The organism is Akkermansia sp. NBRC 115031 (genome assembly GCF_030268505.1).
Lineage (GTDB): Bacteria > Verrucomicrobiota > Verrucomicrobiia > Verrucomicrobiales > Akkermansiaceae > Akkermansia > Akkermansia massiliensis.
Genome location: NZ_BSQU01000008.1, coordinates 44455 through 57574, shown reverse-complemented (window position 1 = coordinate 57574; position 13120 = coordinate 44455). Strand labels below are relative to the sequence as shown.

The following is a 13120-nucleotide window of genomic DNA, read 5'->3' as shown; positions in this document are numbered from 1 at the left end:
GCCGGAAGATTCCGGCGCCTTTTTATTCCTTGCGTATCCCGCCCCGGTAACGGCTATTCCACCCCGGCCTTACCCGTAAAAACCTTTGAGGGGCCCCAATCCGGCGATCTTGGACAATTTATTCACGGCCTTCTCGCAAAAAGCAATCCCCTGGTGAACGCCGGAGAGAAAGGTAAGCAAAGGCCTTTCCACCCTCTCCGCTCCAAGCTCTCCCAAAAAGAAGTCCGGATCCTTGTCATCAAATCCGGGGTGCCGTAAAAAGGGCTGCCTCCCGTCAAGATGGATGACTCCCTTCCCGGAATAAAGGCAATCCAGATGGTTCATGGCCGCAACAAGCGACCACAGCGTCTGGTCATGCGTATGGTCCGCAAAATTGTCACGGCAGCGGCTTTTTTCCTCCGGAGTCGGGGAAGACACCAGGCTGAACTGCCGGCATAGTTCCATCCATTCACGAAGAATCCGGACGCTTTCTTCCGATTTTTTCAGGAAACACGGAGTCGGCTGAATCAGGGGGCTATGCTCGAAATCCCTGATATCCAGATTCAATGCGTCAAAAACGCTCTGCTTGCACCATCTTGACAAATCTCCCGTGTAATAGGAGATATTCACTCCCGGCAGGATATCCTGCCCCTTCTCCTCCAGCCATTGGACAAGAGGCTGTACTGAATGGCGGAAAAGCGTTCCCGGCGGACGCCCCGCATCCGTGTAAAGCAAATAGTCCCCTTCCTGCAGGCTTTCCAGTTCCCTGAGCATGATGAAGGGTTTCCAGCACCAGTAACCAGCCCCATGCAAATGAGGGTCAAACCAGGACACCTCGCGCCTGATGCCTGCGGACAGCAGGCGGCCAAGATTCCAGAAAGACAATTCCACGGAAGGGTCCGCCAGCTTTAAACTTGTCATCCGCATCCACTGCCGCCAGCGGTAGCCGCGTGTCGCGAAAGAACAATAACGAATAGCCATGCGCGTTGATTCCGGGTAAACGCATGGCTTGGTAGAACATGGGCCATGCTTTCTGCACGCCCTTTCTAGCGAGTTGTTAATCCGCTTGTTTGGAGAAAATAAAAGAGAACCTGTAAAAATATAACCCTGAAAAAGTTGTCTGTTCAGGCCATCCTACGGGGATGATGGAAAATCTTTTTTATTACACGTCAAATATCTGGAATTCGTTCTCCGTTAAAATTTTCCATTGACAGCGGATTAACAATCCACAGATTTGGCCGGATACTTGCCGATAAACGCCTTTTTTATATTCCCGCGTCCGCGGGGGCGCCCTTATGGCTGAAGCTCCGCGTCCAGCCGCTTATCCAGGTCCATGGCGGCGCCGATGGCCGCATCCATATTGTAATACTCCCACTCCGCAAAACGCCCCAGCAGGTAAATGCCCCTGGGTTCCAGGCGCTCCTTCAGCTCCCGGATCAGGGCGCGGCTGGACGCATCCTGCACGGGATAGGTATATTCCTCCCAGTGATGGGCCAGGTAGGAGGGGGAAAAGGGGATGAGCTTCAGCTGCGTCCGGATTTCCTCTTCCGTCATTTTCTCGGAAAACTCAATGGTGGCGGTGGTAATGTCTCCGTTATTGTTGTTCCTGGAAAAATTCCCCGTGCAGATGATGCGGTGGGAACGGTGGTCCGGGGAGGGCATGTAAATCCAGCTATAGCCGTTGGGGTCAATCCGGCACAGCACAGAGGTGGTGCCGTGGGAGCGCAATGCCGAAATCCGGGGAAGGAACGGACGGAGTTCATCCACGCCGGGAAAGCAATCCGCAAGCTGCCTGGCATTCCCTGTAAAAACAACCCGGTCAAACAATTCTCCCTGCACGAGCCATTTTCCATCCTGCGCACGGATGTCCGCAGCCTCCGCCCGGTACCTGACCTTCAGGCCGCGCGCCAGCGTATCCGCCAGGAACTGGGAGCCGCCGCGCTTTGCATAAAAGAAGGAGCTGTGCACCATGGCGCTTTCATTGACGCGCCCAATGTTATTCAACAGGATTTCCGCCACGGTCGGCATGGGCAGCTTGTCTTCCAGCCAGTCCATGGCGATTCCGTTGATGTCCTGCCGCCACACCTTGTTGTTGTAGGGCGTGAAATAAAGGTCGTTCAGGGTCTTCCCGAAACGGTTCCGGAAAAATTCTCCCAGGGAACTGGGTTCCGCAGGGGGATTCCTGTAAAGCTCCAGCAGTTCATGGACAATGGAGGAACGGACGGCCTCCGGAAACTGGTCGAGATGGTTCTCAATGGGATAATCCACCACAGCCCCGCCCTCCAGGGAAATGACGGCACGGCGGCGGGCGGAAACAAAATCACGCTCCCTGTCAAACCGGGACCAGAACCAGTCCAATACCTCCTGCCGCCGGGAATTGAACACATGACCGCCTACCAGGTGGTACAAATTGCCCTGCACCTCCGCGCACTTGACCAGGCCGCCGGGGCGGCTGTCCTTCTCGTAAACCACTACCTCATGCCCCTTTTTCAAGAGCATTCCGGCCATGGACAATCCGGAAACTCCGGCTCCGATCACAGCATATTTCATCATGGAATAAAGAAAATCAATGGATTAAAGACCACGCGCACCGAATTTGGACAATTTCACGGGATGGAGGTACAGGTAGTCCTCCGGAAAGGAGGCAAGCAGTTTGCCCAGGTCTCCGCCGGAAGAGGACACCAGCCCGTCAATAACGGCGTTCATGGCCTCAAAATGTTCCGGATCCTGCGGGAACCAGACGTTTCCGGACTTGTACTGCGTGTCTTCCAGCGTAGCCAGCCGCGTTCCGGGAAGGAGCTGCAAGGCTGTGGGAATAGCAAGCTCCACAAACATGTTCCATGCGGAAAATACCTCAAGGATGCGGCAAAAATCGTCAAACTTCCCTTTCGGAATGCACACGATGTCCGAATAACCGAAGACGACGGGATAGGAATACCGGTACTTTTTGATCCGGTGCTTCCAGTGGTTCAGCAGATGCCAGATTCTGCCCTTCAGCACCTTCCAGTTGGCATGAATGCCGCCGCCGGGATTCCACTTGGGCAGGAACATGCGCACGCGGGACAGCTCGTCATGCTGCATGAGGTTCCTGGATTTCAAAATCTGACGGGCTTCCCCGTACGGCGGAACATTCTTGTTGACGCTGTCCGCATCAATGCCGGCGGGAGCCGTGGAAAAACGGTGGGCCTCCACCGTTCCACGGTAGCACACCGGCAGGGAGACATCCACAAAACCATCCAGGTAGCACGTATCCTCCCCATGGATTCCCAGCAGGGACGGCGTGGAAAACTCGTCAAACCGGGGATTCAGGAGCAGGTCGTCTCCGATGATGAGAATATAATCGCCATCCAGATTCCTGATTCTTTCCCGGGCCTGTAAAATATAATTATAAAACTGGAATGAATTGCCGAATACGGAACATACGTCCGGAGCGTCCCCCCTGTAATAGGGCATTAATTGAAGCAGCCCGGAAAAACGCCTTGAATAAATCTCCCTGATTACCGGAATGTTGCGGTCATACTGGTGGTTGAACAACACAACGAGAGCCGTTTTCCGGGAAGAAGTATCCATGGTACGTTTGATGTAGGGGAGCAACCCGCGCCCTTCAACGGAAGGCATTGGAAAAACATGGATTGCACCCTGGGAGCATGCGCCATTAAAACGGCTTCATGAATACATTACGGATTTGAAATCCGGGGTCAAGCCTGCACATTTGAAAGAAAAACATTTTCGGAAAATTCCGTTTGCCAATACTCCGGCATCGACAGAGGCCGTTCTTGACGTAAATAAGCTTTCTTTTCATTTCAAAAAAGCCGGGAGGGTATAACACAAAAAAATGGCGCAGGCAGGAACGGGAACGGCGCGACGGTGATGAACGGCGAAGCTGCGGCTCCGGCTCCCGGGAACGGAAGATTCCGGCCTCTCGTGGCTGAAACCCCTTCTGGAGCATGGCGTAAGCTCTTGCTTGCATAACCGTCTCTGCGCTCCGGAGGGAATGTCCATCAGGCCCGGGAGGCCCTGGCTCCCAGGCGACACGCACCCGTGAAAAAGAACTGATGGAGCGTTGATTCAGGATCTGCGCCCACCATCCCGGAGCATAACTTTTCCGGACTGCAGAGTCTCACCGGATTTCAAACCCGCCCGTGAAACAGGGCTGTTTTAAGCCTGCAAGCAAGCCGCATGATACCAGCAGGAAACAAGCCGGTGCTACTTTAATTTTCCCGAATTCCTCCCTGCGTTCCGGAACCGGCTTCTTCTTTTCTCCGGCAGTGGTGTGTTCAAGGGGAAACGTTGAGTTGGAATACTGGCTGATATAACAGGAAAGCAAAACATGAAGCTCACTCCGGAAGAATATTTCTTTCATTCCCTCCATCCAGGGCGCGGAGCCAAAACCCTATTCTGCGCCGGAAACGGACTTCATTTTCCCGCTCCTTCAACAATGGCCGATGCCGGAAAGCATTTTCTCCCCTCTTATCTTTTTACGGAAAAAACAGTGGGCACACCTGCATTCCCTCTCCTGCTCCGCCGCGCAAATGGAAAAAGCCGTTCCACCGGGAAAGCTTCCCGATGAAACGGCTGGAAAACGGAGCCCCCGCCGGATCAATACCTGTAAAAGTCCGGCTTGTACGGACCTTCCACCGGAACGCCGATGTAGTCCGCCTGTTCCGGACGCAGGACGGTAAGCTTGCAGCCGATCTTGCCGAGGTGCAGGCGCGCCACCTCCTCATCCAGCACCTTGGGGAGCACTTCCACGCCCGCGGGGCGGTTTTCACGGGTATTCCACAGTTCCAGCTGCGCCAGAACCTGGTTGGCGAAGCTGTTGGACATCACGAAGCTGGGGTGCCCCGTGGCGCAGCCCAGGTTGACCAGGCGGCCTTCCGCCAGCAGGTACAGGCTGTTGCCGGACGGGAACGTGTAACGGTCCACCTGAGGCTTGATGTTGAGGTGTTTGATGCCGGGATAGGTCTGGAGCTTGTGCACCTGGATTTCATTGTCGAAGTGGCCGATATTGCACACAATGGCCTGGTCCTTCATCTTTTCCATGTGCTCAATGCGGATGATGCCGCAGTTCCCCGTGGTGGTTACGTAAATGTCCGCCCAGCCCAGCGTGTCCTCCACCGTCAGCACGCGGTAGCCTTCCATGGCGGCCTGGAGCGCGCAGATGGGGTCTATTTCCGTCACGACCACCTGGGCGCCCATGCCGCGCAGGGACTGGGCGCAGCCCTTGCCCACGTCCCCGTAGCCGCAGACCACAGCCACCTTACCGGCGATCATGACGTCCGTGGCGCGCTTGATGCCGTCCACCAGGGACTCGCGGCAGCCGTACAGGTTGTCAAACTTGGACTTGGTCACGGAATCGTTCACGTTGATGGCCGGAATCAGCAGGCGGCCCGCGGCCTGCATCTGGTACAGGCGGTGCACGCCCGTGGTCGTTTCCTCGGAAACGCCCTTCAGCTCAGGCAGCCAGCGGTGGAAAATGCCGGGCGTTTCCGCGGCGATCTTTTTCAGGAGGTCCTTGATGACTTCCTCTTCTTCCGACTCCGACGGGGTGTTCACCCAGCCGGAACCTTCCTCCATCTCATACCCGCGGTGGATGAGCAGGGTGGCGTCTCCGCCGTCGTCCACAATCAATTGCGGCCCCAGACCGTCCGGAAAGTTCATGGCCTTCCAGGTGCAGTCCCAGTATTCCCGGAGCGTTTCCCCCTTCCAGGCGAACACGGGCGTGCCGGATTTGGCAATCGCGGCGGCGGCGTGGTCCTGGGTGGAGAAAATATTGCAGCTTGCCCAGCGGACGGAGGCGCCCAGGGCCGTCAGCGTTTCAATCAGCACGGCCGTCTGCACCGTCATATGCAGGGAGCCCATGATGCGCACGCCCTCCAGGGGCCTGGCGTCCGCGTACTTTTCACGCACGGCCATCAGGCCGGGCATTTCATGTTCCGCAATGTCCAGTTCCTTGCGTCCGAAATCCGCCAGGCTGATATCGCGCACCTTGTAATGTTCCGTTTCTGAAAACATGTCTGTAACGTTGTCGTTGGATTAATGAAGAAGTTGTTTCAGGGAGGCCAGGCGAGCTTCGTCCAGTTGTTCCCACGGCAGTTCCGGATTGGTGAAATGCCCGTAATGCGTCGTCTTGCGGTAGATGGGCTGCAGCAGGTCGAGCTGTTCCACCATGTCCGCGGGCTTGAAGGAGAAAATGCCTTCCAGCGCACTTTCAATGGCTTTTTCCTCCACCTTTCCGGTGCCGAAGGTATCCACCCGGATGGAAACGGGAGTGGGGTAGCCGATGGCGTAGGCCACCTGCAATTCACACTTGTCCGCCAGCCCGGCGGCTACGATGTGCTTGGCGACCCAGCGGCACATGTACGCCGCGGAACGGTCCACCTTGGACGGGTCCTTCCCGGAGAAGGCGCCGCCGCCGTGGCGGCCCATGCCGCCGTACGTATCCACAATGATCTTGCGGCCCGTCAGGCCGGAATCCCCGTGGGGGCCGCCCACCACGAATTTCCCCGTGGGATTGATGAAGTACTCCGTCCTGTCATCCAGCAGTTCCGCAGGAAGCACGGTCTTAATGAGTCTGACGCAGTAATTGTAAATCGTATCATGGTCCACTTCCTCCGTGTGCTGGGTGGAGATAACCACGTTCTCAATATGCACGGGGCGTCCGGCCTCATCATAGGCCACGGCCACCTGGGACTTGCAATCCGGTCGCAGCCAGTCCACATGCCCGCGCTTGCGGCGCTTGGCCAGTTCCATGAGCAGCTTGTGGGCGAACACGATGGGGGCCGGCAGCAGCTCCAGCGTCTCGTTCGTCGCGAAGCCGAACATGATGCCCTGGTCCCCGGCGCCCTGCTCCGCGTGGCCCTTGCCCTCCGCTTCCCGCGCGTCCACGCCCTGGGCGATGTCCGGAGACTGTTCCGTGAGCAGGTTCGTGAAAAAGACGGTATCCGCATGGAACACGTCGTCGTCCTGCCGGTTGCAGTACCCGATCTCCCGGATGGCCTGGCGGGCGATCTTTTCCGGATTGATTACCGCCTTGGTCGTCAGCTCTCCGGCGATGATGACCATGTTGCTCTTCACCAAAGTTTCGCACGCGACGCGGCTAGTTTTGTCTTGAGCCAGGCAGGCGTCTAAAATAGAGTCGGAAATGTAGTCGGCCACCTTGTCCGGATGGCCTTCTCCAACGGATTCCGACGTGAAGATGTGAGGGTTGTTTTTACTCATATCGATAAATCTCGATGCGTTGATATATTATTCCACCATGAAGTCAATCCTAAAAACGCTCAAACTCCTGACGGACCCCACCCGCCTGCGCATCATCAACGTTCTGAATGAAGAATCCCTGAGCGTTGCGGAGCTTCAGGAAATTCTCGGCATGGGGCAGAGCCGCATCTCCACGCAGCTTGCCCAGCTCCGGCAGGAAGGAGTGGTGGAGGACACCCGCTCCGGGAAAAACGTTTTTTACACCCTCTCCCTGGCCAACGACCTGCACAACGTGGCCCTGAAAGCCTGCGAGGAACTGCCGGAGGCGGAAACGGACAAAAAAGCCCTCCAGGTCATTCTGGACAAGCGCAAGAACCGCACGCAGGCCTACTTTGATGAAGTCGTTTGCCGCCTGGGCAAGAACTACGCTCCGGGCCGTTCCTGGAAGGCGCTGGCCGGAGCCCTGCTCCGCATCCTGAATTATGACGTGGTGGCGGACCTGGGCGCCGGGGAAGGCTTCGTCTCCCAGCTCATTTCCCCCAGCGCCAAGCAGGTGATCGCCGTGGACAACTCACCCAGCATGGTGGAACTGGGGCAGGAACTGGCGCGCAAGCACGGGCTGGACAATCTGGAATACCGCCTGGGCGACATTGAAACGCCGCCCATTGATCCCGGCACCGTGGACCTGGCCCTGCTCAGCCAGGCCCTGCACCATGCCCAAAAGCCGGTCAAGGCCCTGGAAGCCGCCTGGAACATCCTGAAACCCGGAGGCTGCCTGGTCGTTCTGGACCTGCTCCAGCACGGGCAGGAGGAAGCCCGCGAACTCTATGCGGACCGCTGGCTGGGCTTCACGCCCGCCGCTCTGGAAAGCATGCTCAAGGAAGCCGGCTTCCGGAACATCCATACGGACATTGTGGACAGGGAACCGGAACCTCCCCATTTCCAGACCCTGATGGCCGCCGCCTGGAAACCGTAACCGGAAGGCGCCCCACTCCTTTTTCCAACCGTTTTTTCAGACAAAATTCTGCCGGGCAACCGCTCACCTATTGTGAGCATTAAATCCGCATTAATCATTTCAGGCGCCGTCCTCGCTGCCGCCCTGGGCATTTACTGGATAGCCGCCCCGAGGGAAGCCTGTCCCGAGGAACTGTACCGGCAATACATGGAGCTCTCCCCCTTTGAGCAATTTGACCAGAAGGAGAAACTGTTGAAAAAAGCGGCGCAGGCTGGCTGCGTTCCCGCCATGCGCCAAATGGCGGATCATAACTTCATCTCCAAAAACGATCTCAAAGTCGATGAATACAATTACTGGATCAAAAAAGCGGCGGACCATGGAAGCCCGCAGGCCCAGTATGAAGCCTTCACGGAATGCATTTCCGAAAACCCTTCCGAAGTCCTCGCCTATCTGATACAGGCGGACAGACAGTCTTACGCTCCCGCCTCCCTGGAACTGGGACGGCTGTATGCCTGCGGAGACGAAGAATACGGCATCATGCGGGATGAACGGAAAGCCATGGAGTTTTACCAAAAAGCAGCCGCGCTGAATAACCCGGAGGCCCTTTACCTGCTCTACCTGATGGGAAAACTGGAAATTCCGTCCAGGGAGGAGGCGGAACGGCACCCGGACGCCTATGCCCGCTATCTTCAACAGGCACAGCGGCAGAAAGCGTTCCCGATCATGCCTGCCGCCATGGACGGAGAGGTCCCCGCGAACCGTCAATCCAGGGAGCGTATCAGGGAAGTTTTAAAAACCTACCTGCCGCAAAACCCGAAAGCTGTTGAATGGATTCAACAAAACTACAGGTGAAAAACAGGCCATGCCTCATTCCCTGTCCTCCGGAGCCCTTTCCGCAGGAAAGGGGCGTTTGCCGGATTGGAGGGCCTCCCGCACTTCCCGGACAATGTCCATCATCTGCTCCGGAGACAGCTCCTCTTTACCTTCCACCTCTTCATCCACCAGCGCTTTCATTTCCTCCAGAAGATGCTCCGGCTCCAGACGGTAGTTCAGCAATACCCGGAAAAGCTCCCTTCCGGCCTCCTGCAAGGGAACGGACGGAAAATCCCGCACGCTTTTCAAATCTTTTTCTTCAAAGGAATTCAGCAGTCCGGCATAACGGCGGAACGCGCGTTTGAATTCCTCCGGGCAGCCGGCCAAATCTACCGCGGCAAGATACCGCCGGAAGGAAATCTCCGCTTTCAGGTGAAGGGCGGCTTCCCCCGTGGACTCCGCCAGCCACGTTTCCTTCTGCTTCAAATGTACGAGCAGAAGGGCCTTCCGCATGGCTTCCCTCTGCCTGCCCTTGGGCCCCTTCTTCAATTTAACCAGGTCCAGGTCCAGCTCTGCGGCATCCGGACTCGCCACATCCTGGGCCGGAGACACTCCGAGAGCCGCCGCCATCAGAACAAACGGCAGCCACTTCCTCATGCATTCCCGGATATGGACCATTGCGGTCAGCAATTACATGAAAAAAGCCGTAAAAGCAATCCAAATCCAGCGTTTCCCGGAGGAGAGGGCCATCCGCACCCGGAGAACCGCCAGAGCGCGGGTCATGCCATCCGGGGAGATTGACGGACAGGCGGCTGTATGAGAAAAAGCGGTCTATGCTATTCGCAGTAGTGATTTTCCTTTCCGTGGTCGTGCTCGGCGTCATTGCCGCGTTGCGCTTCACCAAGGGCGTCATTCCGCTGCGTACCTACGAATCGCGGGAATTGCCGGGATTTCCGGGTCCGGCGGGGCTGATTCACCGCCTGGACGGCGCGGAAAAACGCCAGCGGAAACTGGCGGAGGCCCGTTTTCCCGGCGTGGATGAAAACGGGCTCATCAGCCTTCCCCCCGCCTGGGAGGGCAAGGTGACTGCGGGACGCCTGGCCTGCGTGGCCCACACCTGGGCCATGAGCAGCCTGGTCCGGGAAGACCCTGCTGCGGCCAAAGCCCGCAAAACCGCCGCAGCCCGCGCCATGATGATTCCCTTCTTCACAGCCCTCATCCTGCTGGGGATGCTGGCCACCGGGCTGTTGAAGTTCCAGATTGCGCTGGCTATCGGGCTGGCCTGCTGGGCCTTCTTCACCTTCTCCGCCCTTCCCACCCAGTTCCGTGAATGGAAGGCGGCGGAAATAGCCAAATCCGGGCTGAAGGAAGCCGGATTGTGGCCCCTGCTGCCCTCAGACGCCATGGCCGTGGAACAATGCCTGAAAGCATTGTCATGGTGCAATGTGGCGGGCTTCCGGCGCATTCTTCCCAGATAGGGGATGCGCCGTGACGGAGGCGCGCATTTTTCCGGTTAATCCGGCTTTTGAGAGAAAAAAACTTGAAACGGGGGTGCGGGTAACCCACTCTTCCACCGTCGTCAAAATTTACTCTCTTCTGCATGAACGAGTCCGCCAACCCTATCATCAAGTACTTTTCCGAGTTCAAAATCCTAAAAACCGTATCCAAAGATTTCTGGCTCACCAACGTCGTACAGTTCTTCGACGGCATGGCCTACTTCTCCCTGATTACGGTTTTTGTCCTCTACCTGACGGATTACTGCAGTTTCAACGATGCGGACGCGGCCCTGTGGGTGGGGCTGTATACCCTGTTCATCTCCGCCTTCGTCTTTGCGGTGGGTTCCATCTGCGACATCATCGGCATACGGCGCACGTACCTGATCGGCTTCATCATCCTCATCGCCGGGCGTCTCATCATGGGATTCGGGCCGGATCTGAGCCCAACCGTGGACTCCGGGAGGCTGGTGGTCATGACAGGGATTCTGATCATGTCCTTCGGCACGGCGTTCATGTCCCCCGTCATCCAGACCTCCATCCGGCGCTTCGCCCCGCTGAATGCGCGCGCCACGGGGTTCAATATTTATTATCTGCTGATGAACATCGCCGCCGTGATCGCGAACGTATTCCTGATTGAATTCTTCCGCAAGCACTTCGGCGCTGTGGACGGCGGCTACTGGATCATCAACTTCGGCACGCTGATGGTGCTGCTGGGCTGCATCACCACCCGCTTCATTGACGAAAACAACTACGCGGAACCCAGTGAAAAGGAGGCCAACCTGAAAGCGCCCCTCCGCCGGCCCCTGCAGCTTTTCCGGGAAGTGTGGAAGGAATCCGCCTTCCGCAAGCTCATCCTCTTCCTGGTGCTGACCATGGGCGTGCGCATCGTCTTCACGCTGCAATTCCTGGTCATGCCCAAATACTACGTGCGCACCCTGTATGATGACTTTGCCATCGGCTCCATCAATGCCATCAACCCGGCCATCATCGTCTCCGGCCTCATCCTGCTCATTCCGGTGCTGGGACGCTTCTCCACTGTCAGCCTCATGATCGTGGGCATGTCCATTTCCGCTTTCTCCCTTGTCTTCATGGCCATTCCCATTGAATGGTACTATGTGGTGCCCGGCATTGAAACGCGCTCCCAGGCGTATCTGGTAGCCATTGTGACGCAGATTCTGGTGTTCGCGTTCGGGGAACTGCTGTTCTCCCCCCGTTTCTCGGAATATGTGGCCCGTGTGGCCCCCAAGGACAAGGTGGCCTCCTACATGTCCCTGGCGGCATTGCCCATGTTCATTGCCAAGCCCATCAACGGCATCATCGGCGGCCTGCTGGTCGCCTACCTCTGCTACGACGGCATCTGCGCCAAGATGGATACCGGGCACATCGGCTTCTGGGATTCACCCGAATTCATGTGGACCATTTACCTGGCCATGGCCGTCATCAGCCCCATCGCCATCATCATGACCCGCAAGACCATCACCTCCGACCATCCGGAGGAAGATGCGGACTCCCCGCCCATTGCGGCCATTGAAACGGAAATGGACCCCGCCGTTACGGCGGAAGAACTCACGGAAGCCAACTCCTAACCTCTCAAGACGATGAACCAGCACACGCGCAACATCATTGTGGACTCCCTCATCCTGGTGGCTTTCAGTTCCATTCTGGGCGGGATCAGCCTGGTGGTTTCCAAATCCTTCTCCGGAGACCCCAATCCGGCCCTGGACCTTATCACCGTGATGAAAAAAGCGGAGGCCAAGGAAGTCAATGCCTCCTCTGAACAGGAGGAACAGGAAGCCAGGATCAAGGGAATGAAGGAGTTCGACCAAACCTTGGAAGAAGGGGAACAACTGGCGGCGAAGGAAGGAAAAGCCTTCGTCAACATGACGGACCCCCACGGCAGAACGCCCGTCATGTGGGTGTGCTACGCCAACTACAACAATATTGAAACCACGCTGAAGCTGGAAGCCAAGCGTGCCCCCTACCTGGGACGCCTGCTGGAAGACCCCCGCGTGGAAATCGACCAGAAGGACAAGGACGGATGGACCGCCCTGCACTGGGCTTCCTGGAGCGGCCTGGACCGCCTGTCCGACATGCTGATTGAAAAGAAGGCGGACATCAACAACCGGGAGGGCAACGGCTTTACGCCGCTGATGCTGGCGGCCATGCGCGGCAACTTCCAGGTGGCGGCCCTGCTGCTGGAAAAAGGGGCCGACATGAATGCCGTCAACAAATTCGGCAAGAACGCCCTTCAACTGGCGGAGGAAGGGGCCCTGGCCTACCAATCCAGCTTTGACCTGACCAAGACGGAAGTTTCCAAGGCCCCGGTGAACACCTTTGCACAGGCTTATGAAAAAGCCGTTGCGGCCCTCTCGCCTGAACACGCCCCCGAATTCATGGAAGCCATGAAAAAGGCGGTAGGCCGCCAGTCCTTTGTGGAAACGGAGTACGTTCTCCAGCTCATTACGCGCTCCCTGATCTCCAAAAACCTGTTCACGGAGGAACAGGCCGGAAAATTCAAGGAGGAAATCACCGGGGCCGTAGCGGAAAACTCCCAGATCATTGACGTGCGCGGCGTAGCCTTTGAACACACCGTGGACCTGCTCCGTAAAGCGGCTGGGAAATAACAGCCCGGTTTCTTCAAGGTTCCGGCATCCGTCACTTTGCTCTTGACGCTTTC

11 protein-coding genes are annotated in these 13120 nt (G+C 57.2%); 5 read left to right on the top strand and 6 right to left on the bottom strand.

Translation table 11 applies throughout. The features are described 5' to 3' along the window. Positions 1-69: 69 nt before the first annotated feature. The 5 genes from QSJ36_RS11145 to metK form a co-directional block, all read right to left on the bottom strand. Positions 70-960, bottom strand: a complete 891-nt coding sequence (locus QSJ36_RS11145) for a hypothetical protein (RefSeq protein WP_253232065.1) — start codon at positions 958-960, stop codon at positions 70-72. Between the two features lie 312 nt (positions 961-1272). After that, positions 1273-2532 (bottom strand): FAD-dependent oxidoreductase, encoded by a 1260-nt coding sequence (locus tag QSJ36_RS11140; RefSeq protein WP_285468675.1) that lies wholly within the window; start codon positions 2530-2532, stop codon positions 1273-1275. A 21-nt stretch (positions 2533-2553) separates the two neighbouring features. Further along, positions 2554-3549, bottom strand: coding sequence for a hypothetical protein (locus QSJ36_RS11135; protein ID WP_180976164.1), 996 nt, complete (start codon positions 3547-3549; stop codon positions 2554-2556). Positions 3550-4578: 1029 nt separating this feature from the next. Beyond that, positions 4579-5994 carry an adenosylhomocysteinase gene (gene ahcY / locus QSJ36_RS11130; RefSeq protein ID WP_285468674.1) on the bottom strand — a complete coding sequence of 472 codons (1416 nt, stop codon included), beginning with the start codon at positions 5992-5994 and terminating at the stop codon, positions 4579-4581. A gap of 21 nt (positions 5995-6015) precedes the next feature. Next, positions 6016-7200: a methionine adenosyltransferase gene (gene metK / locus QSJ36_RS11125; RefSeq protein WP_285468673.1), complete on the bottom strand. Its 1185-nt coding sequence runs from the start codon at positions 7198-7200 to the stop codon at positions 6016-6018. Between the two features lie 37 nt (positions 7201-7237). Between metK and QSJ36_RS11120 the strand changes: the two genes are divergently transcribed. Next, entirely contained in the window at positions 7238-8155 is a 918-nt protein-coding gene (locus tag QSJ36_RS11120; protein ID WP_102728642.1) for a metalloregulator ArsR/SmtB family transcription factor, read from the top strand. A 72-nt stretch (positions 8156-8227) separates the two neighbouring features. Then, positions 8228-8986 (top strand): sel1 repeat family protein, encoded by a 759-nt coding sequence (locus tag QSJ36_RS11115; protein ID WP_102728641.1) that lies wholly within the window; start codon positions 8228-8230, stop codon positions 8984-8986. 15 nt (positions 8987-9001) lie between these two features. Here QSJ36_RS11115 and QSJ36_RS11110 read toward each other — a convergent pair whose 3' ends face one another. Next, positions 9002-9604 carry a hypothetical protein gene (locus tag QSJ36_RS11110; RefSeq protein ID WP_253232070.1) on the bottom strand — a complete coding sequence of 201 codons (603 nt, stop codon included), beginning with the start codon at positions 9602-9604 and terminating at the stop codon, positions 9002-9004. 176 nt (positions 9605-9780) lie between these two features. Here QSJ36_RS11110 and QSJ36_RS11105 point away from each other — a divergent pair, with 176 nt between their 5' ends. From QSJ36_RS11105 to QSJ36_RS11095, 3 genes are all read left to right on the top strand, one after another. Continuing rightward, positions 9781-10425 carry a hypothetical protein gene (locus QSJ36_RS11105; protein WP_022396925.1) on the top strand — a complete coding sequence of 215 codons (645 nt, stop codon included), beginning with the start codon at positions 9781-9783 and terminating at the stop codon, positions 10423-10425. A 122-nt stretch (positions 10426-10547) separates the two neighbouring features. Continuing rightward, positions 10548-12029 carry an MFS transporter gene (locus tag QSJ36_RS11100; protein ID WP_102721197.1) on the top strand — a complete coding sequence of 494 codons (1482 nt, stop codon included), beginning with the start codon at positions 10548-10550 and terminating at the stop codon, positions 12027-12029. Positions 12030-12041: 12 nt separating this feature from the next. Next, positions 12042-13067: an ankyrin repeat domain-containing protein gene (locus QSJ36_RS11095; protein WP_102726555.1), complete on the top strand. Its 1026-nt coding sequence runs from the start codon at positions 12042-12044 to the stop codon at positions 13065-13067. Positions 13068-13120: the final 53 nt, after the last annotated feature.